The sequence below is a fragment of the Streptomyces sp. NPDC056479 genome (assembly GCF_042795335.1).
GTDB lineage: Bacteria > Actinomycetota > Actinomycetes > Streptomycetales > Streptomycetaceae > Streptomyces.
Genome location: NZ_JBHTRZ010000001.1, coordinates 1229984 through 1255605, shown reverse-complemented (window position 1 = coordinate 1255605; position 25622 = coordinate 1229984). Strand labels below are relative to the sequence as shown.

The window sequence follows — 25622 nt, the reverse complement described above, 5'->3', positions numbered from 1 at the left end:
GATAATGCGGGTGCCCCGCCCCCACAAGAGGCGGGGCACACCCCGGTTCTGCTGCTACTCCCCGACCATCCGCACCACGCTGCCCTCGATCAGATCGCTGATCTCCGAGAGCGGGATCGCCCCGCTCGGGCGGTACCACCGCCACACGCTCACGATCATTCCGAGCACGGCAAGGCCGAGCATATGGGCGTCCCGTACCGGGAAGGCGCCCTTTGCCATGCCGCGTACCAGCAGGTTCGTCCAGTCCCGCTCGACCATCTGCACCAGCTGCCGGGCGGCGATCCGCTCAGTCTCCTCGCGCTTGGACTTCCGCGGCGTGGCGAGCAGCGACATGTTGGCCTGAAGGACGCGCATCTGCCGGATCTCCTGCTCCGACACCGCGAAGGCGGCGCGGACCCCGGCCCTGAGCGCCTCGACGGGATCCTCCTGTTCGGCGGTGGCCTCGGTGAACATGTCGTGGGAGCGCTGCAGTTCCAGGCGCATGATGGTGAGCAGGCAGTGGGCCTTGGACTCGAAGTAGTGGTAGAGCGCCGTCTGCCCGATACCGACCCGGTCGGCCACGTCCGACCATTTGGTGTTCTCGTAGCCGGTCTCGCCGAAGTACTCGACCGCGGCCTGAAGAATGGCCGCACGCTTCGACCTGGGTCCCTGGTCCGGATCCACGATCCGCGCCCTCGCCATCGGCTCTCCCTGCGCTCCATGACCGGCGCCACTCGCCGATCGGATGTCTGAGGGTAGACCTACTTGAACTCGGTTACGAAGTCAGGTGGCCCGGGAAATCCCATGGTCGGGCCTGTGCCGGGCCAGGAAGGCCGCCACACCCGCGCGGCCCTCGGCCGAGACCGCGGCGCCCGTGAGGTGGCGGGCCTCCGCGTCGAGGTGGGCGTCGAGGTCCGCGGAGAGGCCCGCCGCGACGAGTCTGCGGGTCGCGCCGAACGCCCCGGTGGCTCCGCGGGCGAGCGCTTCAGCTGCCCTCCCGGCCTCCTCCCTCAGCCGTTCGGCGTCGACGACCCTGCTGACCAGGCCCATCTCCGCCGCTTCGGTCGCCGTGACCCTCCGGTTGGTCAGCAGCAGGTCCAGCGCTCGCTTGGGACCGATGAGCCGTGGCAGGGACCAGCTGACGCCGGCGTCCGGGGAGTATCCGATGCCGGTGTAGGCGGCGACGAAGACGGCTTCGGAGGCGGCGAGCGTCAGATCGGCCGCGGCCGCGAGTCCCAGCCCGGCGCCCGCTGCGGCCCCCTGTACGGCCGCCACCAGCGGCGCGTCCAGGCCGGCGAACACGCGCAGCGCGCCGTGCAGGGCGTCCGTGACCCGGTCGAGGTGCGCGGCCAGCTCGTCGCCGGACAGTTCGGCGAACTCCCGCAGGTCGCCGCCCACGCAGAAGGACCGTCCGCGTCCGGTGAGCAGCACCGTCCGCACGCCGTCCGCCTTTTCGCACGTCCTGGCGGCGTCCAGCAGTCCCGTCGCCATGGCCAGTCCGATGGCGTTACCTGCCTGCGCACGGCACAACTCGACATGCGCCACGCCGCTGTCGTCGATACGGACCGCCACGGCCTTCATCGTGCCGTCCATCCGCCGTCGACGGTGAGCACCTGTCCGGTGCAGTAGGAGGACGCGTCCGAGGCGAGGAAGAGCAGCGCCCCGTCCAGTTCGCCCGGCCGGCCGCCGCGGCCCAGCATGGTGCCTCGTTCGACCCAGCGGCGGGAGCGGTCGTCCGCGAAGAGGTCCTCGGTCATCTCCGAGTGGAACCAGCCGGGGGCGAGCGCGTTGACCCGTACCCCCGCCGGTCCCCACTGGCCCGCGAGTTCGCGGGTGAGCCCGATCAGGCCCGCCTTGGACGCGGCGTAGGAAGCGCCGCCCAGTGGGGCCCCGGCCACCAGGCCCAGGACGGAGGAGACGTTCACGACCGACCGGCCCGAGGTGCCGGTGGACTCGGCCATCAGCCGGGCGAGGTGGAAGGGCGCGACGAGGTTGACCGCGAGCACCGCGGCGAAGTCGTCGGCGCTCTCGTCCTCGGCCCTGACGGCGCCGGGCGCGCCCGCGTTGTTGACCAGCACGTCGAACCGTCCGCTCTCGGCGAGCGCGGTCTCGGCCAGCCGTACGCGGTCCTCGTCGCGTGCGACGTCGCAGCCGACCGGGTGGATCCGGGGATCGTCATCAGCCAACTCCTTCAGCCGGTCCAGCCGCCGGGCGGCGGCGAACACGGTCGCGCCCGCCTCGGCGAGTACGGCGGCGAAGCGCGCGCCGAGCCCCGAGGACGCGCCCGTCACCACGGCCGTACGGCCTTCCAGGGACAGGAGTCCGGCCGCCGCGGTCATTCCTCCACCCCGATCGGCAGCACCGTCGCGCCCCCGTCGAGGACCAGGGTCTGTCCCGTCATCCAGGACGAAGCGTCGGACGCCAGGAACAGCGCCGCGTTCGCCACGTCCTCGACCGTGCCCAGCCTGCGCAGCGGCAGCCGTGCGGTCAGGATCGGTTCCCTGGGCTCCCATACGGCCCTGGCGAGCTCGGTCTTGATCAGGCCGGGCGCGATGGCGTTCACGCGTGCCCGCGGGCCGAGTTCGTAGGCGAGCTGCCGGGTCAGGTGGAGCATGGCCGCCTTGGTGGCGTTGTACCAGCCGATGTGGGGGTCGACGATGAGCCCGCCGACGGAGGCGATGTTGACCACCGCTCCCCCGTGCTCGGCCATCCACGACCGCCAGGCGTACCGGGTCCAGGCGATCATCCCGTACTGGTTGACGCGTACGGTCTTCTCCGCACGCGGCGGGTCGAGGTCGAGCAGGTCGCCCATGTACGGGTTGGTGGCGGCGTTGTTGACCAGGACATCGAGCCGGCCGAACGTGGCCATGGTCTCCTCGACGCACCGTTCCGCCTGCTCCGGTTCCCCGGCGTTGGCGACGACCTCGTGGACGTCGCCGTCGCCCTTGACCCGCAGCAGCGCGGCCCGCGCCTCGGCGAGTCCGTCCGGTTTGCGGGCGGCGATCACGACATGCGCGCCCGCCTCGCGGTACGCGGCGGCGATGCCCAGGCCGATCCCGCGCGAGCCGCCGGTGATCACGGCGACCCGGCCGCGCAGTGGCTGTCCGTTCACGCCTTCTCCTTCGGGTACTTGGCGAGTTCCTGCCGGGCCACCGTGCGCAGATGGACCTCGTCCGGTCCGTCCGCGATGCGCAGCGCCCGGGTGATCGCGTACAGCCGGGCCAGTACGGTGTCGTCGCTGACGCCGGCCGCACCATGGGCCTGTACCGCCCGGTCCACGACCCGGTGCGCGACCTCCAGCGCGGCCACCTTGATCGCCGCCACCTCGGTACGGGCCGCCGTGTTGCCCTGGGTGTCCATCAGCCAGGCCGACTTGAGGACGAGCAGCCGGACTTGTTCGATCTCGATGCGGCTGCGGGCGATCCACTCGCGTACGACGCCCTGCTCGGCGAGGGGTCCGCCGAAGGCGGTCCGGCTGAGGGTGCGGCGGCACATCAGGTCCAGGGCGCGCTCGGCGAAGCCGACGGCCCGCATCGCGTAGTGCATCCGTCCGGGTCCGAGCCGTCCCTGGGCGAGCGCGAAGCCCTCCCCCTCGCCGCCGAGGAGGTTGCCGACCGGTACGCGCACGTTCTCGAACAGCACGTCCCCGTGGCCGCAGCGGTCTGTGTAGCCGAACATCGGCAGATCGCGCAGGACGGTGATGCCGGGGGTGTCGCGCGGGATCAGCAGCATGCTCTGCTGCCGGTAGGTCTTCGCGTCCGGGTCGGTGACGCCCATGAGGATGATCAGTGCGCAGTCGGGGTCGAGGATCCCGGAGGTGTACCACTTGTGGCCGTTGACGACGTAGGAGTCACCTTCGCGGGTGATGCGGGTGCGGATGTTGCGGGCGTCGGAGCTGGCGACCTCGGGTTCGGTCATGGCGAAGCAGGACCGGATGCCGGCCGTCAGCAGAGGCCGCAGCCAGCGGTTCTGCTGCTGGGGCGTGCCATAGAGGGAGAGCAGTTCCATGTTGCCGGTGTCGGGCGCGGAGCAGTTGAACACCTCGGGGCCCATGACGGACCGTCCGGCCAGCTCGGCGAGCGGGGCGTATTCGAGGTTGGTCAGGCCGGCGCCCCAGTCGCCGTGCGCGAGGAACAGGTTCCACAGTCCCTCGGCGCGGGCCTTCTCCTGCAACTCGCGCATGACGGGGGGCTGTTGATGCGGGTTGTCGCCCTCGGCGAGCTGCCGGTCGTAGACGGTCTCGGCGGGGAGGACGTACTCCCTCATGAACGCGCGCATCCGGGTGTGCAGTTCCCGTGTCCCCGGGGAGAGCTCGAAGTCCATGTGTGTGTCGCTCCTTCAGCCGAGGATGTCCCGTGCGGTGCGGATCATCGCCGCGATGGTCGGCGGCAGCCGTTCCTGGTCGGGGTCGTGGTGCTTGCCCTCGCGGTGGCGGCGCAGGTTGTGGCCCATGATCGCGGCCATCTTGGTGCGGGCCAGGGCGCGGAACCAGTCGAGGTCGGGCGGGGCGGGGTGACCGTCGAGGTAGGCGGCGAGCAGATCGTCCTCGGTGGGCAGGCCGGGGATCTCTCGGCCGAGTCGGGGAAAGTTGCGGTGGTCGGCGAAGAGGAGGAACCAGGCGAGGTCGATGCGCGGGTCGGCGTAGCCCCAGATCTCCCAGTCGACGACGGCGGCGGGCCGTTCGCCCGCGCACAGGACGTTGCCCAGTCGGAAGTCGCCGTGGGTCAGGACCGGTGGCAGGCCCGTGGGCACGCGCGCGGCGATCCTTGTGGTCAACTCTTCGGCCCCCTGCCGGAGTTCGGGGGGCACGGCGCGCATGGTGCGGATCCACCGGTCGAGTTCGGCGGTCGGGTCGAGGGGGTCGGCGGCTTCGAGGGCCGGCGGCCCGGACCGGTGCAGTTCGCGCAGGACGGCCGGGAGCGCGAGCATGCGCGTACGGCACAGTCCGGCGTCGAGCCGGTGGTCGTCGAGGACGGGCTCGACCGCCTCGCCGGTGACGAACTCCATGGCGAACCAGGCGGGTTGACGTTCTTCGACGGCGACGACCTCGGGCACGGGCACCGGGCCTTCGGCGAGCGCGCTGAGGACGCGGGCCTGGCGCAGGACGTCGTTGCGGCCTACCGGCCGTTGCCTGGGCGGTACGGCCTTGATGACGTACGACGCCGGGCCCGCGGTGATGGAGAAGGTGAGGCCCGAGTGGCCGCCGGGCAGGGTCTCCAACTCCCCGATCGCCGAGCCGGAATGGAGTTCGCGGAGCCGTTCCCGCACCCGCGCGGTCAGTTCGGTCACCTCGGCTAGCGTGCTCAACGCGGTTCCTCCTCCGGGTACTTGGGTTCCCTGGGCAGGCCCAGGACGCGCTCGGCGAGGATGTTGCGCTGGATCTCGTCGCTGCCGCCCGCGATGCTGTAGCCGGGGGCGCCGAGGAGATGTTCGGTCCAGGCGAAGGTGCCCCACTCCCCTGTGTCGGCGGCGAGGCGTGGTCCGAGCAGCTGTTGTGTGAGGTCGGTGGTGGCTCGCATGGTGGCGGTGGCGTAGAGCTTGCCGACGGAGGCCTCGGCGCCGGGCTCCCGGCCGGCCACCAGGGCCGCGGTGACCCGTAGGCCGATGAGCCGCTGGACGAGGGTGCGGACGAACAGGTCGCCGGCCTGCTGCTGTTCGCCGCCGGTGAGCGGGCGGGGCAGGTTGCGGGCGAGGTCGAGGGCGCGGTCGGCGTTGTCCAGGCCGAGGGTGCCGGAGTCCAGCCGCTCGGCGGCGAGGACGGTGAGCGTCACCCGCCACCCCTGGCCGACCGGACCGAGCCGGTCGGTGTCGGGGACGCGGACGTCGTCCAGGTACACCTCGTTGAAGCTGGCGCCTCCGGTCATCTGACGGATCGGCCGGATCGTGACGCCGGGGGCGTCCATCCGGACCAGGAAGACCGTGATGCCGGCGTGCTTGGACGCGTCCGGGTCGGTGCGGCAGACGGCGACGCCCCAGGTGGCGACCCGGGCACCGGACGTCCAGACCTTGTGGCCGCTCAGGACCCAGCCGCCGCCGTCCGCGGCATGGACCGCTCTGGTGCGCACGGCGGCGAGGTCGGAGCCGGCCTCGGTCTCGGAGAAGAGCTGGCAGGCGAGTTCGTCGGTGCGCAGCATGGGGCGCAGCCAGCGACGCTGCTGCTCCTCGGTGCCCCAGATGCGGATCGCGGGGGCCACGAGCTGCTGGGTGACGGGGAAGACCTCGGTGCGGCGGGGCGCGTCGAAGGCGGCCTCCTCGGCGCGGTACAGCTGCTCGCAGGAGGCGGGCAGCCCGCGTCCGCCGTACTCCTCGGGCCAGCCGAGGGCGCCCCAGCCCTGGTCGTAACGGGTGCGTTCCCAGGCGCGGATGCGCTCGGTGCGGTCGCGTTCCTCGTCCTCGGTCCAGTTCTCGAACACGGCCACGGAGTCGTCGCCGCTGCCCCACCGCTGTCCCTCGAGGGCTCGCCGGTCCGCCACCGCGGACAGCCAGTGGCGGGCTTCGGCGCGGAACTCCTCGGGCGTGGGCGTCGGATGCGCGCTGTTCACCGTGTCCCTCCCTTCAGCGGGTCGATCAGCGGGTCAGTACGGTGCAGGCGCTGACGCCCGGCGCTCCGTAGACGTGGGTGAAGCCGGTGCGCGGGTCGCCCGGTACCTGGTGTTCGCCGGCCCGGCCGCGCAGTTGCTGGACGATCTCGTGCACCTGGCGCAGCCCGGAGGCTCCGATGGGCTCGCCGTTGGCGATGCAGCCGCCGTCGGTGTTGACCGGCAGCGCGCCACCGATCGCGGTCGCGCCGGCCGCGATCATCCGTTCCTGTTCTCCGTGTTCGCAGAATCCGCACTCGGCCATGTGCATCACCTCGGCGCCGCTCTCGGTGTCCTGGAGCTGGCACACGTCGATGTCGCCGGGGCCGATCCCGGCCTCCTCGAAGGCGGCCCCCGCGGCGTCCGTGGTGACGCTGGTCGGGATGCCGCCGGGTGCCCAGGGGCTGAACACCTCGAAGGAACCGAAGCGCCGGGTGCGGACGACCGCGGCGCGCAGTGCGACCGGTACGGCGGTGTCACGCAGTTCGCGGGCGACCGTGCGGTCGCACAGGACGAGGGCGACCGCGCCCTGGCCCGGCGAGCAGAACATGTAGCGGGTCAGCGGGTCGTTGACCATGCCGGAGGCCAGGATCGCGTCCGCGTCCAGCGCCTCGCGGCGCCACGCGTGCGGGTTGCGCACTCCGTTGGCGTACGCCTTCTCCGCGACCAGAGCGAGGGTGCGCGAGGTGATGCCGTGGTCGTGCATGTACCGCTGGATCTTCATGGCGAAGAACTGGGTGGTCACCATCAGGCCCTCGTCGCCGTACGCCTCGTCCAGCCCCCAGTCGGCGGGCCGTGGGTCGAAGGCGCCGCGAGGGTGCTTGTCGAAGCCGACCGCGAGGGCGACGTCCGCCGCGCCCGAACGGATCGCGTTGACGGCCGACACCAGGGCGCTGCCGCCGGTCGCGCAGCCGTTGCGGACGTTGACGAACGGCACTCCGGTCAGACCGAGCCGGGTGACGAGAGTGTCGGCGTTGCCGGCGGCGTCGCTGCCGCCGAACGCCGCCCGCACCCGGGACCAGGGCACCCCGGCGTCGGCCAGTGCCGAGTTCACGGCCTCGGCTGCGAGTTGCAGCCCGGTGGCCTCCGAGCGGCCGAAGGGGGTGATGCCGACGCCGCAGACCATGACGTCGGTGGCGCCCGCCCCGCTCACACCGTCACCCCCGCCGGACGGGCGCGGGGCACCCCGTCGCCCGCCGTGAGGGTGACCGGCATGCCGATCCGTACGTCCTCGGGGCGTACGCCGTCCAGGACCGCCAGGACCCGTACGCCTTCCGGCAGTTCGACGTAGCCGACCCCGAAGGGCCGGAACCCGTCGTCGGGCGCCGTGTACGGCGGCGACTTGGGCGCGTATCGCTGTACGGTCCAGGTCCACAGCGTGCCCGTACCGGAAAGGACCACCGGTGCGGCCGGCCCTCCGCAGTTCGGGCACGCGGGGTCCGACGGGTAGACGGCGACCTCGCAGCGCGAGCAGCGGGAGCCGCGCAGCGCGCGATCGGGCACGGCCGTCAGCGCCCCTTCCACTGCGGGTCGCGCTTCTCCAGGAACGCGGCGACACCTTCCGCCGCGTCCTCGGAGTTGAGCATCACGCCGACGGCGAGGTGCTCCATGACCATCAGGGACTGGATGTCGGCGTCCAGGCTCCGGTCGATGGTCATCTTGGTGATCCACATCGTGAACGGGCTCTTGTCGGTGAGCTGGTCCGCGAATTCCTCGACCGTCGCGTCGAGCTTGTCGGCGGGCGCCGAGTCGTTGATGAGGCCGAACTGGGCGGCCTCGACTCCGGTCAGGAGTTTGCCGGTGAGCATGAGCTCCTTGGTCTTGCGGACGCCGATCATGCGGGGGACGCGGTAGATCGGGCCCGCGCCGCCGAACAGTGCCCGGCGGATGTGGAAGTCGCCGATCAGGGCGTCGTCCGCGGCGATCGCGAAGTCGCAGGAGATCATCAGCTCGAACCCGCCGGCCGTGACGTGCCCTTCGAGCACCGCGATCGACGGTGTCTTCATCGAGTACAGCCGGTCGCACACCTTCGCCGACAGTACGGCGACGTCGATGGCGGTGGAACTGCCGATGAAGTCGGCCTTGAGCTCGTCCAGGTCGAACCCGGAACAGAACGTGTTGCCCCGGCCGCGCAGCACCAGCACACGCAGTTCGGGATCCGCGTCGACCTCGGTGATGATCTCGTCCAGCCGGTTCAGGATCGGCACGGTCACGCAGTTCTTCTTGTGCGGCCGGTTCAGCCAGACCCGGGCCACATGCCCGTCCCGCTCGAACTGGATCTCGTCTTCGACAGCCATCCGGCGCCTCCCTCGGACCGAACCACGGACTGAGCTACTGACTGAATTACAGACTGAACTGAATTCACTTAATCTTCGGTGTGACTCGCCGCCCTGTCAACCACCTGGTTCCGACCCCCGACGAGACCGAGGACTCCGGCCAGCCTGAGCCGGTGGTCGTCGGCCGTGCCGAACAGCGCCTCGTCGGCCCGTGCCCTGCGCACATAGAGATGGGCCGGGTGCTCCCAGGTGAAGCCGATCCCCCCGTGGAGCTGCACATATTCGGCCACCGCCCGTCGGTAGGCGGCCGAGCACGCCACCGCGGCGGCGCTCGCCGCCACGCGCGGTTCACCGGCTTCCGGGGCTGCCAGACAGACGGTGGCGTACCCGGACGCAGATCTGGCCGCCTCGACCTCGACCAGCAGATCGGCCAGCCGGTGCTTGACGGCCTGGAACGACCCGATCGGCCTCCCGAACTGAGTTCGGTGGACCACGAACTCCAGGAGCGCGTCCAGCGCGTGCGCACAGCCGCCCACCTGTTCGGCGGCCAGCGCGGTGCGGCCGGCGTCCAGCACGGCGTCGATGACACCAGGAGCCTCGCCCGCCTCGCCGACCGGTTCGGCACGTGCCCCGCGGAAGCGCAGCAGCGCCTGGCGGCGCGTGGGGTCCAACACCCGGCGCGGCGTACGGCCGACGTCACCGGTGTCCGGCCCGCAGGCGAACAGCCGTGGGCCGTCCTGCGCCCGGGCCGCGACCAGAAGCAGGTCGGCGCCCTCGCCGTCCGGCACGAAGTCCGCCTCGCCGCGCAACAGCCAGCCGTCCGGCCCCCGTTCGGCGGTGACCGTCCCGGGGTGCAGGATCCCGGCGACGGTCGCGGTGAGGGCGCCGGTCGCGATGCCCGGCAGCCAGCGTTCGCAGGCCTGCCGGTCACCGGAGACCAGCAGGGCGTGTGCGGCGAGCACGACGGTCGAGAGCAGCGGTGCGGGACACAGGACGCGCCCGGTCTCCTGCAGAGCCACGGCGAGTTCACGGAAGGAGCCGCCGGCGCCCCCGTACTCCTCGGGCAGCGCGAGCCCGTGCACGCCGATCTCACCGGCCAGGCGGTCCCAAAGCAGCTGATCGAAGCCCCGTGGGCCGGCCATCTGTTTGCGCACCTCGTCGGGTCCGCAGGACTCCGCCAGGAACTGCCGCAGCACGTCCCGCAACTGCCGTTGTTCGTCCGTCTCCCTCAGCAGCTCAGGATCGACATCGAGCTGGAACATCAGGGCCTCCCGCAAGTCGCAGTCAGGTCATGGGTGGGCCCCGGGGCCGCCGTGCGGCTCCGGACGCCGCCGGCGCAGCCGCTCGCTACGCCGTGAAACGCCCGCCGTTGGCGAGCAGCACCGCGCCGACGAGGTTGGCCGCCGCGTCGCTCGCCAGGAACAGCGCGACGTCGGCGATCTCCTCCGGGGTGGCGTACGGGCGTACGCGGGGGTCGGCGAAGCCCTCGCGCAGCACCGCCGGGGTGTGGGCGGCCATGCCGGTCTCGGTCGGACCGGGGGCCACGGTGTTCACGCGCACGCCGAACGCGATGGCCTCCTTGGCGACGGACTGGCTCAGCGCGTGCACTCCCGCCTTGGCGGCCACGTAGTGCGGATATCCGGTGAGCGCGTCGAAGGCCGCGGAGGAGCCGAAGGTGACGACGGCTCCCGAACCGTTCGGCCGCATCGCGCGCAGGGCGGCGCGCAGGACATGGAAGGTGCCGTCCAGGTTGACCCGCATGACGCGCCGCCAGGCCTCGTCGTCGAGGCGTGCGGTGACTTCGGGCGGCCGGCCGGCGAGCACCACGTCGGCCAGCCACTGCTTCACGGTGGGGTCGTCGACGCCGGCCGCGTGCACCACCACGTCCAGCCGGCCGTACCTGCGCAGGACCTCCTCGAAGACACGGTCGACCTGCCCGGCGTCCGTCACGTCCAGCGTCACCGCACGTCCCGCGCCCAGCCCTTTCGCCACCGACTCGGCGGCCGGGCCGTCGACGTCCGCGAGGACGACGGCCTCGGCGCCCCGCGCCGCCAGTCCCCGCGCGACCGCCGCGCCGATGCCGGAGCCCGCTCCGGTGACCAACACGACCCGCCCGGTGAACCCGCCGTGCTCCGCACCCTCGTCACCCATCCGAGTCACCAGCCCCTTCGGCGTCGCACGAACCATATTGAACTGACTTCATTTTTGCTACCGTGAGCGGGCCGCTGTCAACAGGCGGCGTCGACATGCGGCGTCGGGAGGACGTGATGCGAGCGGTCCGGTTGACGCACTGGGGCGGCCCACCCGTGATGACCGAGCTGGACCGGCCCTCGCCCCAGGGCGAGGAGGTTCTCGTACAGGTCGAGGCGGCCGGGCTGTGCGGCTCCGATCTGCACGTCATCGACGCGGCGCGCGGCGCTCTGCCCTATCGGACGCCCTTCACCCTCGGCCACGAGGTCGCCGGCCGCGTGGCCGAGCACGGCCCGGACGCCACCGGACCGGGGATCGGGGAACGGGTGGTGGTCTACGGCCCCTGGGGCTGCGGGTGCTGCGGCAACTGCGCGGCAGGGGCGGAGAACTACTGCGACCGACGCTCCGAGTTGGACACGTCCCGCGCCGGGACCGGGGTGGGACTCGGCCGCGACGGTGGCCTGGCCGACTTTCTCCTCGTGCCGTCCGGACGCCTGCTCCTGCCGGTGGGCGATCTCGCCCCCACCCAGGCGGCACCCCTGTCCGACGCCGGGCTCACGTCGTACCACGCGATCGCCGGCATCCGACCGGCGCTCGGCGACGCCGACGGGGGCGGTACGTGTGTGGCGGTCATCGGCGTCGGCGGCCTGGGGCACTTGGCGGTCCAGATCCTGCGCGCCACCACCTCGGCCCAGGTGCTCGCGGTGGACGTGAGGGAGGAGGCGCTCGCCCTGGCCACCGACTGCGGGGCGCACTTCGGCACACTCGTGCGGCCGGACACGGCCGAGGCGCTGCGCCGACGGACCGGCGGCGCGGGCGTGGACGCCGTACTCGACTTCGTGGGTACGTCCGCCACGCTCGGGTTGGGGTCGAGTGCCGTACGTCCGGGCGGAGCGCTCGCCCTAGTCGGGAGTGGGGGCGGGGAGTTGATGGTCCGCAAGCCGGGCGCGCTGCCGCCGGGCCTGCGGATCTCCCTGCCCTTCTGGGGCACACGGACGGAGCTGGAACAGGTCATGACACTCGCCCGGGCCGGCGCCGTCACGGTCGCGACCGAGCGGTTTCCACTGTCCCGCACCCTCGACGCGATCGACGCCCTCCGGTCCGGCAAAGTGCGTGGGCGCGCCGTACTGATCCCAGCCGAAGGTCTCAAGCAGTCCTGAACTGAACTGAACTCAGAATTAGCGATTCCCGCCTACTTCGACTGCGGCTTCTTGTGCGTCTGACGGCGCCGGTCGACCAGGCCCAACAGCCCTTCGGCTTGGTAACGGCGGCGGAGATTGCCGACCGTGCTCATGCCGACCGGCCAACCGTCACCGGTCAGCTCTGTCGCCTTGGCCAGCTCGCGTGCCGTCAGTGAACGGCGGGCCGGATCGTATTCGGGCCGTGGCCTGGCTTCGGCATCTGCCCCGGGAGCAAACCCATGGAGGACCTCCAGGATGTGCACTTCCCACCAGAGGGCCCTTTCCCTTGCCTGCTCCGGGATTTCCTCCAGCAGCGACTCATGCGGCAACGGCATCCGCACACCGTTGCCGAGCACGTCAAAGTCCGTGTCGCCCAGCAGGTTCTCGAGCCGCACCTCGCGCGGTGAGCCACCTTGGTCGGTCACCCGGACCGACTCGTCGCACACGGCGAGCACCGTCCGCACCTGTCCGGCGAACCGCACCCATGCGCCGGCACGTACCGATGCAGGACGTGACGACTTGCGCATCTGACTTCCTCTCGCGTCGTCGCGTGCCCGCGCCAGTGGGACGGAGCCTGTGGTCCCCAGCGGGCACACGACGATGCCGGCGCGTCAGCGGCCGGCGCGGATGCGGTGGATCGAGTCGAGGGACTGGGGGCCGGCCGCCGCCTTGTCGACCACGTACGCGGTGCCACGAACGACGGTGACGTGGTCGGTGTTCGCACCGGTGGGCAGGTCGGCGATGACGGTGCCCGCGTATGGGTCCACGACGCTCGTCGTGCCGGCGTCCTTGTTGGCCACGAAGATCCGGCCGGTCCAGGCGTCGGTGGCCACGGCGAGGGTCCCGGCGCCGGTCTTGATCTCGTTGGTGACGTCACCCGTGGCCAGGTCGACGACGGAGACGGAACCGGCGGCCTGGTTCGCGGTGTAGGCGGTACGGCCGTCGGCGGACAGGGCGACGTCGATGGTGCCCTGCCCGGCGACGATCAGCCGCGGCCGGTCGGAGCCGGGGCACACCTCGATCAGGCGGCCCTTGGCCAGGTCGGCGGCGTAGACGTTGCCGGTGAACAGGTCGACGGACAGGCCCGTGGGCCAGGCACCGTCGACGGTGACCCGCTTGCGCTCCACGTACGTCCGCAGGTCGAAGGCGACGATGCTGCCCTCCTCCAACGCGCTGCACCAGACCAGGCCGCGCGGAAGGTCGAGGGCGACGTCGCGCGGGTGCTGCACTCCGGGCAGCTTGGCCAGGTGGCGTCCGGTGCTCTGGCTGTAGACGGCGAGGGCGTTGTCCAGGGTGGCCGTGGTCCAGACGGTGTTGTGCGCGTCGTCGACCGCCACGCCGTAGACGGCCTCCACAGCGCCGGTCGCCGGGTCGCTGAGCGGCGGCTCGTAGCTCGCCAGCACCTTGAGGGTCCGCGGGTCCACCTTCAGCAGCCGGGACTGGGTGACCGGGGGGAAACCGATCGAACTGGTCACCCACAGCACGTCGTTACGGCTGGAGTGGGCCACCTGGTAGAGGCCCTGGGCGAGTTCGGCGGACGTCACGGCGTAGGTCGCCGCCTTCGTACGGGCCCGGTCCGGGCCGGCGGCGGACGCCGGCCCGGCCGCACCGAGCGCACCGCCTGCGGCGAGCGCAGCGCCGAGGACGGTGCGTCGACCGATCGGGTTGGGGGTGCCGGACATGGTGTTCCTCCTGGGTGAGGGTTCATGGTGTGAGGGGGGTCGAGGTGTCGGCCAGGCCGTCCAGTTCCTTCAGCCGGGCCGCAAGGGTGGCGGCGATCTCGTCCAGCGGGCCCGGCCGGGTCATCTCCGGGTGCAGACAGTCGAGTGGGTGCTCGTCGATCGTTCCGGTGGCATACGGCGTCCAGGCCCGTGGTGTCAGCCAGTGCTCGCCGCGGGGCGCGGCTGCCGTGAAGAACAGCAGGTCGCCCTCGAAGGCCTGGTGCCGTTGGGTGCGCATCAGCCGGGCGTTGTTGGTGACGATGCCGATGACAGCGTCGAGGACCCGTTCCGGCAGTGCCGCGAGCGCGCTGCCCTCTCGACGCAGCACCTGTAGGACCTCGTCCCGGGTCAGTCCGGTGCCACCCTCGTAACCGGCCATCCGGAGCAGGGCGTTGAGGGCGTCGGCCTCGGTGGGCCCGGCGAGATCGCGCCACTGGTCAGAGGGGTAGGCGTCCATCAGCGCCAGCAACTCGACGCTCTGGCCCGCCTGCTGGAGGCGGACCGCGACGGTGTGGGCGATGACGCCGCCGACCGACCAGCCCAGCAGACGGTACGGGCCGTGCGGCTGTACCGAGCGCAGCTGGTCGGCGTAGTCGGCGGCCATCTCGTCCATCGTGGCGGGCAGTTCTTCGCCCTCCCGCAGTCCGCGGGCCTGCAGGCCGTGGATCGGCTGGTCCGGGCCGAGCCGGGAGAGCAGACCCGAGTAGCACCAGCTGATGCCGCCGGCGGGATGGAAGACGAACAGCGGTGTGCGTCCGCCCGAGACGCGCAGCGGCAGCAGGACGTCCAGCGCGGTGTCCTGCCGGCCGGTGTCGGTCAGCCGGTCGGCGAGTGCGGCGGGGGTGGGCGCCCGGAAGAGCGTGCCGAGCGGGGTGCGTGTGCCGAGCGTGTCGCGGATGCGGGCCATCAGGCGGGCGGCGAGCAGGGATGTGCCGCCCAGGTCGAAGAACGCGTCGTCCACGCCGACCCGGTCGAGGCCGAGCACCTCGGCGAACAGGCGGGTCAGGGTCTCCTCGGTGGGCGTGCGCGGTGCGCGCCCGTCGGTTCCGGCGGAGGTGGCGGGTGCCGGGAGTGCCGTGCGGTCCAGCTTGCCGTTGGGGCTGAGCGGGAAGTCGTCGAGGGCGACGAACGCGGAAGGGACCATGTAGTCGGGCAGGACGGCGGCGAGGCGGGCGCGCAGGTCGTCCGGGTCGGGGGCGCTGCCGGTGACGTAGGCGACGAGTCGCTGGTCGCCGGGGCGGTCCTCGCGCAGGATCACCGTGGCTGCGGCGACGCCCTCGATCGCCGTCAAACGGGCTTCGATCTCGCCGGGTTCGAGGCGCTGTCCGCGCAGCTTCACCTGATGGTCGGTCCGCCCGAGGTAGACGACCTCCCCTTCGGCGTTCCAGCGGGCGAGGTCGCCGGTGCGGTACATGCGCGATCCGGCCGGGCCGTACGGGTCGGCGACGAACCGGGTGGCGGTCAGGCCTGGTCGGCCCAGATAGCCGTCGGCGAGCTGGACGCCCGCGAGGTACAGCTCGCCCGCGACGCCGGGCGGGCACGGCTGGAGGGCGGCGTCCAGGACGTACAGGCGCGTGTTCCACACCGGGCGGCCGATCGGCACGGTGCCGGTGTGCTCGGGTGAGCAGGTGTGATGGCTGACGTCCACGGCGGCCTCGGTGGGGCCGTAGAGGTTGTGCAGCGGGACCGCGGGCAGCACGCGGTGGAAGTGGTGGGCGGTCTCGCGGGGCAGGGCCTCGCCGCTGCTGAAGACGTGCCGCAGGCCGGTGCATCCGGCCGCCTCCGGTTCGGTGAGGAACACCTGGAGCATGGAGGGCACGAAGTGACAGACGGTGACGGCCTGTTCGCGGATGAGGCGGGCCAGGTACGCCGGGTCCTTGTGCCCTTCGGGGTCGGCGAGGACGAGGGTGGCGCCGACCCTGAAGGCCCAGAAGAACTCCCATACGGAGACGTCGAATCCGGACGGCGTCTTCTGCAGGACGCGGTCGCCGGGCGCCAGCGGATAGGTGTGCTGCATCCAGCGCAGCCGGTTGTCGATCGCCGAGTGCGGTACGACGACGCCCTTGGGCCTGCCGGTGGAGCCGGAGGTGTAGATGACGTAGGCGGGGTGGCTCGGGGTGAGGGGGCGGGGTGGGTCGAAGGTCGGCAGCCGTTCCAGGTCGGTGCGGTCCAGCAGGACGTGGCGGCGGCCGGTTCCGGGCAGTTTCCCGGCGGTGGCGGCGTCGGTGACGACGCAGACGGGGTCGGCGTCGTCGAGCACGTGGGCGAGCCGGTCGGGCGGATAGCCCGGGTCGAGCGGCAGATAGGCGCCGCCCGCCTTGAGGACGGCGAGCAGAGCGACGATCAGCTCGACGGAACGGGGCAGGGCGACGCCGACGATCGTGCCGGGGCGCACTCCCCCGGCGGCCAGATGATGGGCCAACTGGTTGGATCGAGCGGTGAGTTGTGCGTACGACAGGGTGCGCTCACCGTGCACGAGGGCGGGCGCGTCGGGGGTGCGCCTCGCCTGGGCCTCGATCGGGCCGATCAGCGTGGTGGCCGGAACATCGTGGTCGGTGGCGTTGAACTCGGTGAGCACCTGGTGGCGTTCCGCGTCCGTGGCGATGCCGAGCCCGGCGAGGGGGGCTTCGGGATCGTGGGCGGCGATCCGGGCGAGCAGGGCGAGGAACCGCTCCTGGTGGGCGGCGAGTTCCTCGCGGGTGTAGAGGGCGGGGTTGGCGTCGTGGTCGATGCGCAGGGCGCGGCCGTCGGCCCGGTCGTAGACGTTGACGGTGAGGTCGTCGACAGGGCCCGCGGACAGGTTGTGCGGGACGACGGGGGCGCCGGCGAAGGTGAGTCCGTAGTCGAACGGCATGACGTTGATCAGCGGGCCGACGAGTGCGCGGCCCGCACCGAGCAGGCCCAGGTCGCGTCTGATGTCCTCGAAGCGGTAGCGCTGGTGGCGGCGTGCGGCGCGCATTCCGAGGACGACCTGGCGGGTCAGCCGGGCGAGCGTGGTGGCCGGGTGGACCTCCAGCCGCAGCGGCAGGACGTTCATCACCATGCCGGGCACCCGCAGTGCCACCGAGCCCATGCGGCCCATCAGCGGGAGACCGAGCACGATGTCGGAGCGTCCGGTGGCCCGCGAGATGTAGAGGGCCTGTGCGGCGACGATCAACTCGGCCCAGGTGGCTCGCAGTTCTCCCGCGAGCGTGCGCAGTCGCGCGGTGACGCCGTCCGGTACATGGGCGGTCGCGCGCAGGAAGGTGCGTGATGGCAGTGCGGTGCGGCCCGCCGGTGTGGGGGGCTCGGGTCGGTCGGCGAGGACCTCGCTCCAGTGGGCGCGGTCGAGGTCGTACCGCTCGTCGGCGCGGTAGGCGAGGTCGTCGGTCACCAGGTCGTCGATCCGGCCGAACGGGTTGTCTCCCGGCTGCCGGCCGGACGCGAGCGCCGAGTAGATCTCGGCGGTGCGGCGGGCGACCATCGAGTAGCCGAAGCCGTCCAGGACGATGTGGTGCACGCGCTGGTACCACAGCCAGCGTTCGTCGCCGACCCGCAGCAGGGCGTGCTGGAAGAGTGGTCCGGCTGCGAGGTCGAAGGGGCGCGCGAGGTCCTCGTCCATCCAGGCACGGGCGGTGGTGTCCGGATCGGGCGGCGCGTCGCGCAGGTCCGCCTTGTACAGCGGAAACCCCTCATTGGATACCGCGTGGATGAACTGCCGTGGTCCGTCAGGGGTTTCGGCGATGCTCACTCGCAGCGCCTCGGCCTCCTCGGCGGTGCGTTGCAGGGCCTGCTCGAACAGGTCGGGCCGTATGGTGCCGTGGATCTCCAGGTACTCGGCCGTGTTCAGTGCGGGGCTGCCGGGGTCGAGGGCCTGCGCGTACCACATACCCGTCTGGGCGGCGGTAAGCGGCAGTTGCCGCTCGGAAGTACTCGTCATTCCCGGGCTCCCAGCAGCGGGGCCCACGCCTCGATGGCCGTACGGTCGGCGAGGTCGACGAACGAGACGTCGGCGCCGTGCTCGCGCCGCCACCGTTCGACGAGGCTCATCAGCCGGACCGAGTCGAGGCCGTAGTCCACCAGGTTCTCGTCGACGGGGATGTCCACGGGGTCCTCCCCCAGCACGTCCGCGACGTCCTCACGGATCCGCTGCACGGTCAGGGTCATGGCCGGGCCTCTTTCAGGACGGCGTCGCACGTGGTGACGAACGCGCAGGAGCGGGCGGCCCAGTTGAGTGCCTCGATGTGCTCACGCGGCCCGAAGTCGGCGACGGCGTCCGCGACGACGAAGGCCTGGATGTCGCGCATCCAGGCGTCGCAGGCGGTCATGTTCACCCCGAGGTGGGCGTACACGCCGGTGATGACCAGCTGGTCGCGCCCGTCCTTGGCGAGGAGGTCGGCCAGCTCGGTGCGGACGAACGCGCTGTACTTCCACTTGGTCAGGACGGTGTCGCCCTCGTGCGGGGCGACAGCGGAGGCAATGGCCTGTGCGTGCGCGTCATCGGGCAGACCCGGACCCCAGAAGTCCCGCTGCAGACCCCGCTGTTGCGGGCTCTGACCGCCGGTCTGCGCGGAGTAGACGACGGGGATGCCGAGCCGGCGCGCCTCGTCCGCCAGGCGGGCGACCCGGGTGACCAGCTCGACGACCGGCGATTCTCCCTGCACGAACGCGGACAGGAAGTGATTCTGCAGGTCGTGCACGAGCAGCACGGCCCGGTCCGGATCTACGGTCCAGTCCACCCGGTTGGCCGGCAGATCCTGGTCGGTGGGCATGGGGTACGACGGGATGGACGGAAGTCCCATGGTGAGGTCGCCTAATGGTGGGAGGCCGGTGCGGGGGCGGCGGCGGTCGCGCGCAGGTCCTTCTTGCTGACCTTGCCGACCCCCGTGTGCGGGAAGACGTCGACGAACTCGACCCGGTCGGGCACCTTGTAGGCGGCCAGTCCCTGTTCCCGTACAAAGCGTCGAAGCGCGACGGGGCGCAGCTCGGCGCCCTGGCGCAGGATGACGTAGGCGCAGCTGCGCTCGCCGAGGTAGTCGTCGGGCACGGAGACGACGGACACGTCGTGCACCGCGGGGTGGCCGAGGATGACGTTCTCGACCTCCTCGGGTGCGATCTTCTCGCCGCCCCGGTTGATCTGGTCCTTGCTGCGCCCCTCGACGACGAGGTGGCCGCTGTCCGTCAGCCGCACGAGGTCGCCGGTGCGGTAGAAGCCGTCCTCGGTGAAGGCGCGTGCGTTGTGCTCGGGGGCGCGCCAGTAGCCGCGGATCGTATAGGGGCCGCGGGTGAGCAGATGACCGGTCTCCCCCGGGACGACGTCGTGGTCTTCGTCGTCGACTACGCGGATCTCGTCGTGCGGTGAGAGGGGACGGCCCTGGGTGGTGACGACGATCTCCTCCTCGTCGTCGAGCCGTGTGTAGTTCACCAGGCCCTCGGCCATCCCGAAGACCTGCTGAAGTGCGCAGCCCAGCGCGGGCCGGACCCGGCGCGCGGCCTCGGCGCTGAACTTGGCGCCGCCGACGAGCAGCACCTCGAGGCTGCCGAGGTCGTAGGGGGTGTCGACCGCGGACGCGGTCCAGGCCAGGGCGAGCGGCGGGACGAGCCCGGTGAGGGTCACGCGCTCGCGCTGGATGAGGGGGAACGCGGTGTCCGGGTCGGGCCTCGGGCACAGCACGACCCGGCCGCCCGCGGCCAGCGTGCCCAGTGAACCGGGTGAGCTCAGCGGGAAGTTGTGTGCGGCGGGCAGGGCGACCAGGTACACGCTGTTCTCGTCGACCGCGCAGATCTCGTTGGAGGCGCGCACCGAGTAGAGGTAGTCGTCGTGGGTGCGCGGGATGAGTTTCGGTACGCCGGTGCTGCCGCCGGACAGCTGGAGGAAGGCGAGGTCGCCGGGTGCGGGTCCGTCGTGCGGGACGGGGTCGCGGGGCAGGTCGGCGAACGAGGTGTGCCCCAGGGCGTCTCCGACGACGAACACGTGCCTCAGCGAAGGCGCCTTCGCCTGCACGCGTGTGGCCAGCTCCCGGTGGTCGTAGCCCTCGTGCACGTCGGCGACGATGTAGGCGACCGCTTCGCCGATCGTGCAGAAGTGCGTGATCTCCGTGTCCCGGTGGGCGGGCAGGGCGAAGACGGGCAGCGCGCCGAGCCGGAAGAGGGCGAAGACGGTCTCGAAGAACTCGGCGATGTTGGGCAGTTGGACGACGACCCGGTCGCCGCGCCCGATGCCGGCCTGGAGGAGGCCGGCCGCCAACCGGTCGGCGCGGACGTCGAGTTCGGCGTAGGTCCAGCTGCGTCCGGAGCCGGACGGGTCGAGGACGGCGATCCGGTGCGGGTGGCGTTCGGCCCGCTCGCGCAGCATCTGCCCGAACGTCTGGCCGCGCCAGTGCCCGGCCGCGCGGTAGCGGTCGGCGAACTCGGCGGGCCAGGTGGGTGCGTCGGCACTCACAGCTCGGCCCCCACCGCGTCCAGGAAGGTGCGGAACTTGGCGCCGGTCTCCGCGGTCTCGGCGGCGGGGTCGGAGGAGGCGACGACGCCCGCTCCGGCGTACAGCCGCAGGCCCTGCTCGGTGGCCTCGGCGCAGCGGATGGTCACCACCCACTCGCCGTCGCCCTCGGCGTCGCCCCAGCCGACGATCCCGGTGTACAACCCCCGGTCGAAGGGCTCCAGTTCATCGATGACCCGGCGGGCGTGCGCGGTCGGGGCGCCGCACACGGCGGGCGTGGGGTGCACGGCGCAGGCGAGTTCCAGGGCGGAGACGGACGGGTCGGCCAGGGTGCCCTTGAGGGTCGTCGACAGGTGCCACATGGTGGCCGTCTTCACCAGCGAGGGCCGTTCGGGGACCTGGAGCTCGGAGCAGTACGGGGCGAGGACGGCCCGCATGGCGTTCACCACCACGGCGTGCTCGTGCAGGTCCTTGACGGACTCCAGCAGTGCGGCGGCCCGGCGTACGTCCTCGGCGAGGTCGTCGCTGCGCGGGGTGGAGCCGGCCAGCGGATTGGCGACCAGGGCTCCGCCGCGGCGGGAGACGAGGAGTTCGGGGCTGGCGCCGAGCAGGGTGCCGCCGGCGGGGGTGGGCACGGCGAAGGTGTAGCCGTGGATGTCCCGTCGGGCCAGGCGCTGCAGCATCGCGGGGATGTCCGGGGCCTGTCCGGCGGTGAGGTCGAGGGCCCGTGCGAGGACGACCTTGTCGAACTCGCCGGACGCGATCCGGTCCACCGCGGCCGCGACGGCGGCACCGTAGCTCTTGGGTGCGGGGACGGGGCGGACGGTCCAGGCGATGGGTTCGGGCCGGGGTGCCGGAAAGGCGACCAGGGGGTCCGTGCGCAGGGCCGGGGCCCGGTGCAGTACGGAGGGCACGACCAGCGCCGCGGGGGTCGAGCCGTCGAACGGGATGGCGCCGATCACCACGGGAGCCGGCTCTCCGGCGGCACGGGCGCCGGCCAGCGTGTCGCGTACCCGGTCCGTCAACGGCCGTTCGTCGTGGGGTACTTGGCAGTGCTCCCCGTAGGCGAGGAGGGTGCGGGCCGGCGAGGCGAAGAAGCGGTGCGCGCCTGGCCGGTAGGCATCGAGAAGGGCTGTCGCCGTGCCGACGGCGCCGACTTCGGTCTCACCCCGGGCGAGGGTCTCGTGGACCGTGGTCACGTTGGTTCTCCGGGTTCTCCGGTACCGCGGGTACCGGGGCGAAGGTGTCGGTCAGGGCGGGGGCCGGTACGGCCCCGGTGCGCCGGAGTGGTGCACGGACGCGTCCGGTCGGCGCTCATGAATTCGGCGCCGGTTCGGCTGACGGAGCATCGGATACCCCGCCGGGGTGGCTCGGCGGGAACAGTAGTGGCGGCGCGTCCTGCCGGTCTCGTCTACTGACAAGGCCTGACATTCAGCCGCAAGGCGGTGCAATCACGCCAAGAAATGGCAAAGGGGTCAACCGGCCGCGCATTGCGGCGGTCCCGCGCGCATCGGCCGCGCGCGGGCATGCCGGACCGGGCGCGGCGACAGCAGGGCCGTCACCGCGCCGGATCCGGGCAGACAGACCCGGCCCGACGGCGGGGGTGGCGTCGGGCCGGGCGTTCAGTGGGCGGCGCGGCCGCCGTTCACGGCGTCGACGCGAGCCTGCTCGTCGATGCGCCGCTTGGCGTCGTTCCAGTCGATCGGCAGCTGCCCGACCGGCACCTCCCAGAAGGTGAAGGTCGAACCGCGCATGGTGGAGCGCACGTCGCGTACGACGTCCTTGTGCGGGTTGGTCCTGGCGTACGTGTAGAGCGCGTCCTTGCTCTCCCACGCGGACAGGGTGAAGAAGACCCCCTTGAACAGCTGGGCCTCCAGCGAGGCGCCGAGGGCCCCGGGGGCCTTACGGACCTGGCCCCAAGCGGTGAGGGACTTCAGGAAGAAGCGGGGGACGTGTTTCAGGGACCGCACTTCGAGCCGGGAGGCCATGACGAAGGCGCTGGTGTCGGGCCGGGCCGGATTCGGCTTGACCCAGGGAAGGGTGGGCACAGTAGCCTCGCATCCACAGTTGGTGAGTGGCACTATCTATATTAGACAGTGGCACTACCCAATTGCCAGAGGAGAGCGGGAAGCCGATGAGAATCTCGGAACTCAGTCGTCGCAGCGGGGTGGCCAACGCGACGATCAAGTACTACTTGCGCGAGGGCCTGCTGCCGCCCGGCCGTGCCACGGCCGCGACACAGGCGGAGTACGACGACACACATCTGAGGCGGCTGCGGCTGATCCGCGCCCTGATCGGGGTGCGCGGTCTGTCCGTGGCCGCCGCCAAGCAGGTCCTGGACGCCGTCTCCGAGGACCAGGCGGACACGCATCAGGTGCTCGGCCTGGTCGTAGGCATACCGACGGGCAACGGCACGCCCGAGCCGGCCCGTCCGGACGACGGGGCCGAGGAGCACGGCAGTGAGGCCGACGCCCTGCTCACCGCGATGGGCTGGGAGGTCTCCGAGTACAACCCGTCCCGGCACGTCATCGACGAGACCCTGCAGGCCCTGCGCTCACTGGGCCTGGAGCACGACTGGCACTTCCTCCTCCCCTACGCCGAGCTCGCGCGCCGGACCGCCCGCCTCGACCTGGACGAACTGGAGTCCCTCAAGGACCCGTTGGAGATGGCCGAGCGAGCCGTTCTCCTGACGTTCCTCCTCGAACCCGCCCTGATGGCGCTGCGCCGGCTCGCCCAGGAAGCCGAGTCGATGGTGCGGCACGGCGAGACCGCGTCACCCCTGCCCCGTTCTTCCGATGCGGCTCAATGAGGCCCGGACCGGCATGAGTGCGGGGTACTCACGTCTGCCGAGGGGCAGATGGACGTTCCCGGCCGACCGGTATCGCCACACGGCGCAAAGGTGAGTGACAGCGACTCAGGCATGGCCCTTCCTCCGCGTGGTCTTCTCGTGTGCGGAATTCGTGCGGCGCGCGACGACACGCGCCTCGCGGTCACCGCAGACGGGAAGGCGAGGGAATGCAGTTCCGGATTCTGGGTCCGCCCGAGTTGTACGACGAGATCCGCGACCGGAGCGTGCCGCTCAACGCCCCCAAACAGCGGCTGCTGTTCGGCTCTCTGATCGCCCGGCCCGCCTGCCCTGTCTCCCGTGAGGATCTCATCCGGGAACTGTGGGGTTCCGCGCCGCCGCGCCAGGCCGCCACCAGCCTCAACGCCCATGTCTCGGGCCTTCGCAGATCGCTGCTGCAACTGGAGGCGGAACGCGGCGGCTTCCCGCGCCTTGCCACCGTCGAGGCGGGCTACGTCCTCAGGGCCGATGCGGCGGAGACCGACGCCGGGCGCTTCCGCCGGGCCCTGGCACAGGCACGCCGCAGGACGGCCGAGGACCCCGAGGGCACCTACACCTCGCTGCGTCAGGGCCTCGATCTGTGGCGCGGCAGCGTGTTGGGGGGCGGCGCCCGCGGCCCGGCAGGCACCCGGCTGGCGACGCTGCTGGAGCGGGAGCGCCAGGACGCGCTGGAGATCTACTTCGACTGCGCGCTGCGCACCCGCCGGCATCACGGCGTCGTCGCCGAACTGGAGCACGCCACCGCGGCCCACCCGCTGCGCGAGCGCCTCCATGACCAGTTGATGCTCGCCCTGTGCCGCAGCGGGCGCGGTCCGGAGGCCATCGGCGTCTACCGGCGCGCCCGGCGCCGGCTGGCCGCGGTGACCGCCCATACGCCGCTGCTGACGGCGCGCCTGGAGCAGATCAGCGTCTGCTCGCCCGTCCTCACCGATCCCTCCGCCGAGGCCCCCGCACTCGGCCGGTGGCAGCACGGTCCGAGCGGCGCCGAGGCAGCGGCGGAAGAGCCGTCGGCGCGCTCGGTGATGGGGTATCTGACCGAACTGCTGAGCGGTCGGGTGCTCACGCCCTGAGGCTTGCGGCCTCCCCACACACGACAGCGCGCCCTCCGCTCGAAGCGGAGGGCGCGCTTTGCGCCGCGAAACCTTCAGAGTTCGCTGATGAGCTGTCGCGCCACGTCCATTCCGGAGGAATAGCCAGCCTCGTGCGAGCCGATCTGGTCCACGCCGTGCCGCTTGGCGTGGAAGTAGGAGCCGCAGAGCTTCACACGGGTTCCCTCATTGACGCCGTAGATGTCCTTCTGCATGTCCCGGACGTGAATGTCGATGACCGGGTGGGTGTACGGGAATTCGGCGATGACCGTGTCCGGGTCCACCTCGAGCGGATAGTCGAGGGTGACGAAGTAGTCCTTCTCCGAGGTGAATCCGTGGAGCTTGTTCATGTAGTAGGCGACGTAGGTGCGGTCCTCGCCGTCGGCCTCGACCTTGCCGTAGTTCCAGGCCTCCCAGCGCTCGCGGTCGGCGGGCATCACCGAGGGGTCGGTGTGCAGGATCACCGAGGAGCCGTTGTAGCGGACCTTGGACAGGACCTCCTGCTGACGGTCGCTGGGGTTGTCGAGCAGGGCGAGGGCCTCGTCCGCGTGGGCGCCGATCACCACGTAGTCGTAGTGCTCGCTGCCTTCGGCGGTCGTGACGGTGACGCCGTCGGCCTCCTGGTGGATGGCGGTGACGGGCTCGCCCTTGCGGACCTCGGGGCCGATCGCGGCCAGCGCCTTGCGGACGTAGGAGATGGAGCCGCCGCCGACGGTGCGCCAGTCCACCTGACGGCCGCCGAGGCCGCCCTCGTCATGGCCCATGAAGAAGGCGATGGCGGTGCTGGCCGGCATCTCCCAGATCAGCTCCGCCGGGATGGACCAGACGGCCGAGCAGAGCAGGATGACGTACGAGTTGCGGAACGCCTTGCTGTAGCCGCCCCGGTCGAGGTACTCGCCCAGCGGGATGTCGGCCTTCTTGCGGACGAAGTCCTTGCGGCCCTCGGTGTGGAAGCGGGCGGCCTCGCGCCAGATGGTCAGGAACTCCTCGGAGTAGCGGGCGGCCACCTCCTCCTCGGTCATGCCGAGCTCCTTGGTCCCGTACTCCAGGCCGGAGTCCAGGTCGAAGAAGTTGAAGGCGCCCCGGTGCTCCACCGCCTCGACGCCGAGCTCGTCGAAGAACTCGCAGAGGTTGGTGTAGGCGGGCCGGTTGAAGACGACGAACGCGGTGTCGATGCCGAGGGTGCGGCCGTCGTCCTCGACCTCCACGGTGTTGGCGTGGCCGCCGAGGCGGTCCTCCCGCTCGTAGATCGTGATGCGGGCGCGCTCGCGCAGGTGATAGGCCGCGGAGAGGCCGGCGACACCCGCACCGACGATGGCGACACGCGGAGTGGTGGGTTGCGTCAT

The 25622-nt window shown here is 71.6% G+C and carries 24 protein-coding genes; 3 read left to right on the top strand and 21 right to left on the bottom strand.

Going from position 1 to position 25622, the window contains the following annotated elements:
* Positions 1 to 54 precede the first annotated feature (54 nt).
* From ACFQ6S_RS05455 to ACFQ6S_RS05400, 12 genes are all read right to left on the bottom strand, one after another.
* Entirely contained in the window at positions 55 to 681 is a 627-nt protein-coding gene (locus ACFQ6S_RS05455; RefSeq protein ID WP_383403856.1) for a TetR/AcrR family transcriptional regulator, read from the bottom strand.
* 81 nt (positions 682 to 762) lie between these two features.
* A complete protein-coding gene (locus tag ACFQ6S_RS05450; RefSeq protein WP_383403853.1) occupies positions 763 to 1572 on the bottom strand; it encodes an enoyl-CoA hydratase/isomerase family protein in 810 nt (269 codons plus the stop codon).
* Entirely contained in the window at positions 1557 to 2318 is a 762-nt protein-coding gene (locus ACFQ6S_RS05445; RefSeq protein ID WP_383403851.1) for an SDR family NAD(P)-dependent oxidoreductase, read from the bottom strand. The genes ACFQ6S_RS05450 and ACFQ6S_RS05445 overlap by 16 nt, the downstream gene beginning before the upstream one ends.
* Entirely contained in the window at positions 2315 to 3091 is a 777-nt protein-coding gene (locus tag ACFQ6S_RS05440; protein ID WP_383403849.1) for an SDR family oxidoreductase, read from the bottom strand. Before ACFQ6S_RS05440 ends, ACFQ6S_RS05445 begins: the two co-directional genes overlap by 4 nt.
* Positions 3088 to 4302 (bottom strand): acyl-CoA dehydrogenase family protein, encoded by a 1215-nt coding sequence (locus tag ACFQ6S_RS05435; protein ID WP_383403846.1) that lies wholly within the window; start codon positions 4300 to 4302, stop codon positions 3088 to 3090. The genes ACFQ6S_RS05440 and ACFQ6S_RS05435 overlap by 4 nt, the downstream gene beginning before the upstream one ends.
* 15 nt (positions 4303 to 4317) lie before the next feature.
* On the bottom strand, positions 4318 to 5286 hold the full coding sequence (locus ACFQ6S_RS05430) for a phosphotransferase family protein (RefSeq protein ID WP_383403843.1): 969 nt from the start codon (positions 5284 to 5286) through the stop codon (positions 4318 to 4320).
* Positions 5283 to 6521, bottom strand: coding sequence for an acyl-CoA dehydrogenase family protein (locus ACFQ6S_RS05425; protein WP_383403840.1), 1239 nt, complete (start codon positions 6519 to 6521; stop codon positions 5283 to 5285). Before ACFQ6S_RS05425 ends, ACFQ6S_RS05430 begins: the two co-directional genes overlap by 4 nt.
* Positions 6522 to 6546: 25 nt before the next feature.
* Entirely contained in the window at positions 6547 to 7683 is a 1137-nt protein-coding gene (locus tag ACFQ6S_RS05420) for a thiolase family protein (RefSeq protein ID WP_383404338.1), read from the bottom strand.
* Between the two features lie 23 nt (positions 7684 to 7706).
* Entirely contained in the window at positions 7707 to 8060 is a 354-nt protein-coding gene (locus ACFQ6S_RS05415; RefSeq protein ID WP_383403837.1) for a Zn-ribbon domain-containing OB-fold protein, read from the bottom strand.
* A gap of 5 nt (positions 8061 to 8065) precedes the next feature.
* The gene (locus tag ACFQ6S_RS05410; protein WP_383403834.1) at positions 8066 to 8854 is read right to left on the bottom strand and encodes an enoyl-CoA hydratase/isomerase family protein; all 789 of its coding nucleotides are present in this window, start codon (positions 8852 to 8854) and stop codon (positions 8066 to 8068) included.
* 68 nt (positions 8855 to 8922) lie between these two features.
* The gene (locus ACFQ6S_RS05405; protein WP_383403831.1) at positions 8923 to 10095 is read right to left on the bottom strand and encodes an acyl-CoA dehydrogenase family protein; all 1173 of its coding nucleotides are present in this window, start codon (positions 10093 to 10095) and stop codon (positions 8923 to 8925) included.
* An 85-nt stretch (positions 10096 to 10180) separates the two neighbouring features.
* Positions 10181 to 10984 (bottom strand): SDR family NAD(P)-dependent oxidoreductase, encoded by an 804-nt coding sequence (locus ACFQ6S_RS05400; protein ID WP_383403828.1) that lies wholly within the window; start codon positions 10982 to 10984, stop codon positions 10181 to 10183.
* A 62-nt stretch (positions 10985 to 11046) separates the two neighbouring features.
* On the opposite strand from ACFQ6S_RS05400, the gene ACFQ6S_RS05395 reads away from it, so the two are divergent.
* Positions 11047 to 12183 carry an NAD(P)-dependent alcohol dehydrogenase gene (locus ACFQ6S_RS05395; RefSeq protein WP_383403825.1) on the top strand — a complete coding sequence of 379 codons (1137 nt, stop codon included), beginning with the start codon at positions 11047 to 11049 and terminating at the stop codon, positions 12181 to 12183.
* Positions 12184 to 12215: 32 nt separating this feature from the next.
* Here ACFQ6S_RS05395 and ACFQ6S_RS05390 read toward each other — a convergent pair whose 3' ends face one another.
* The 8 genes from ACFQ6S_RS05390 to ACFQ6S_RS05355 form a co-directional block, all read right to left on the bottom strand.
* Complete coding sequence (locus tag ACFQ6S_RS05390) at positions 12216 to 12731, bottom strand: hypothetical protein (protein WP_383403822.1); 516 nt, start codon at positions 12729 to 12731, stop codon at positions 12216 to 12218.
* 84 nt (positions 12732 to 12815) lie between these two features.
* Positions 12816 to 13886 carry a YncE family protein gene (locus ACFQ6S_RS05385; protein ID WP_383403819.1) on the bottom strand — a complete coding sequence of 357 codons (1071 nt, stop codon included), beginning with the start codon at positions 13884 to 13886 and terminating at the stop codon, positions 12816 to 12818.
* A gap of 22 nt (positions 13887 to 13908) precedes the next feature.
* Positions 13909 to 17844, bottom strand: coding sequence for an amino acid adenylation domain-containing protein (locus tag ACFQ6S_RS05380; RefSeq protein ID WP_383403816.1), 3936 nt, complete (start codon positions 17842 to 17844; stop codon positions 13909 to 13911).
* Positions 17841 to 18071 (bottom strand): phosphopantetheine-binding protein, encoded by a 231-nt coding sequence (locus tag ACFQ6S_RS05375; protein ID WP_383403813.1) that lies wholly within the window; start codon positions 18069 to 18071, stop codon positions 17841 to 17843. The genes ACFQ6S_RS05380 and ACFQ6S_RS05375 overlap by 4 nt, the downstream gene beginning before the upstream one ends.
* Positions 18068 to 18706 (bottom strand): isochorismatase family protein, encoded by a 639-nt coding sequence (locus ACFQ6S_RS05370; RefSeq protein WP_383403810.1) that lies wholly within the window; start codon positions 18704 to 18706, stop codon positions 18068 to 18070. The genes ACFQ6S_RS05375 and ACFQ6S_RS05370 overlap by 4 nt, the downstream gene beginning before the upstream one ends.
* Before the next feature lie 11 nt (positions 18707 to 18717).
* Positions 18718 to 20346 (bottom strand): (2,3-dihydroxybenzoyl)adenylate synthase, encoded by a 1629-nt coding sequence (locus ACFQ6S_RS05365; RefSeq protein WP_383403807.1) that lies wholly within the window; start codon positions 20344 to 20346, stop codon positions 18718 to 18720.
* Complete coding sequence (gene dhbC, locus ACFQ6S_RS05360; protein ID WP_383403804.1) at positions 20343 to 21542, bottom strand: isochorismate synthase DhbC; 1200 nt, start codon at positions 21540 to 21542, stop codon at positions 20343 to 20345. The genes ACFQ6S_RS05365 and dhbC overlap by 4 nt, the downstream gene beginning before the upstream one ends.
* 423 nt (positions 21543 to 21965) lie before the next feature.
* The gene (locus ACFQ6S_RS05355) at positions 21966 to 22391 is read right to left on the bottom strand and encodes a DUF3291 domain-containing protein (protein ID WP_383403801.1); all 426 of its coding nucleotides are present in this window, start codon (positions 22389 to 22391) and stop codon (positions 21966 to 21968) included.
* An 86-nt stretch (positions 22392 to 22477) separates the two neighbouring features.
* Between ACFQ6S_RS05355 and ACFQ6S_RS05350 the strand changes: the two genes are divergently transcribed.
* Both ACFQ6S_RS05350 and ACFQ6S_RS05345 read left to right on the top strand, forming a co-directional pair.
* Positions 22478 to 23152, top strand: coding sequence for a MerR family transcriptional regulator (locus ACFQ6S_RS05350; protein ID WP_383403798.1), 675 nt, complete (start codon positions 22478 to 22480; stop codon positions 23150 to 23152).
* Between the two features lie 206 nt (positions 23153 to 23358).
* Positions 23359 to 24258, top strand: a complete 900-nt coding sequence (locus tag ACFQ6S_RS05345; RefSeq protein ID WP_383403795.1) for a BTAD domain-containing putative transcriptional regulator — start codon at positions 23359 to 23361, stop codon at positions 24256 to 24258.
* A gap of 74 nt (positions 24259 to 24332) precedes the next feature.
* Here ACFQ6S_RS05345 and ACFQ6S_RS05340 read toward each other — a convergent pair whose 3' ends face one another.
* The gene (locus ACFQ6S_RS05340) at positions 24333 to 25622 is read right to left on the bottom strand and encodes an NAD(P)/FAD-dependent oxidoreductase (RefSeq protein WP_383403792.1); all 1290 of its coding nucleotides are present in this window, start codon (positions 25620 to 25622) and stop codon (positions 24333 to 24335) included.

Excerpts from the sequence above, each read along its gene's own strand:
- ACFQ6S_RS05445 (WP_383403851.1), bottom strand. The coding sequence starts at position 2,318 with ATGACCGCGGCGGCCGGACTCCTGTCCCTGGAAGGCCGTACGGCCGTG.
- ACFQ6S_RS05340 (WP_383403792.1), bottom strand. The coding sequence starts at position 25,622 with ATGACGCAACCCACCACTCCGCGTGTCGCCATCGTCGGTGCGGGTGTC.
- ACFQ6S_RS05435 (WP_383403846.1), bottom strand. The coding sequence starts at position 4,302 with ATGGACTTCGAGCTCTCCCCGGGGACACGGGAACTGCACACCCGGATG.
- ACFQ6S_RS05450 (WP_383403853.1), bottom strand. The coding sequence starts at position 1,572 with ATGGACGGCACGATGAAGGCCGTGGCGGTCCGTATCGACGACAGCGGC.
- ACFQ6S_RS05385 (WP_383403819.1), bottom strand. The coding sequence starts at position 13,886 with ATGTCCGGCACCCCCAACCCGATCGGTCGACGCACCGTCCTCGGCGCT.
- ACFQ6S_RS05380 (WP_383403816.1), bottom strand. The coding sequence starts at position 17,844 with ATGACGAGTACTTCCGAGCGGCAACTGCCGCTTACCGCCGCCCAGACG.
- ACFQ6S_RS05375 (WP_383403813.1), bottom strand. The coding sequence starts at position 18,071 with ATGACCCTGACCGTGCAGCGGATCCGTGAGGACGTCGCGGACGTGCTG.
- ACFQ6S_RS05420 (WP_383404338.1), bottom strand. The coding sequence starts at position 7,683 with ATGGTCTGCGGCGTCGGCATCACCCCCTTCGGCCGCTCGGAGGCCACC.
- ACFQ6S_RS05405 (WP_383403831.1), bottom strand. The coding sequence starts at position 10,095 with ATGTTCCAGCTCGATGTCGATCCTGAGCTGCTGAGGGAGACGGACGAA.
- ACFQ6S_RS05345 (WP_383403795.1), top strand. The coding sequence starts at position 23,359 with ATGCAGTTCCGGATTCTGGGTCCGCCCGAGTTGTACGACGAGATCCGC.
- ACFQ6S_RS05390 (WP_383403822.1), bottom strand. The coding sequence starts at position 12,731 with ATGCGCAAGTCGTCACGTCCTGCATCGGTACGTGCCGGCGCATGGGTG.
- ACFQ6S_RS05400 (WP_383403828.1), bottom strand. The coding sequence starts at position 10,984 with ATGGGTGACGAGGGTGCGGAGCACGGCGGGTTCACCGGGCGGGTCGTG.
- ACFQ6S_RS05370 (WP_383403810.1), bottom strand. The coding sequence starts at position 18,706 with ATGGGACTTCCGTCCATCCCGTCGTACCCCATGCCCACCGACCAGGAT.
- ACFQ6S_RS05350 (WP_383403798.1), top strand. The coding sequence starts at position 22,478 with ATGAGAATCTCGGAACTCAGTCGTCGCAGCGGGGTGGCCAACGCGACG.
- ACFQ6S_RS05410 (WP_383403834.1), bottom strand. The coding sequence starts at position 8,854 with ATGGCTGTCGAAGACGAGATCCAGTTCGAGCGGGACGGGCATGTGGCC.
- ACFQ6S_RS05455 (WP_383403856.1), bottom strand. The coding sequence starts at position 681 with ATGGCGAGGGCGCGGATCGTGGATCCGGACCAGGGACCCAGGTCGAAG.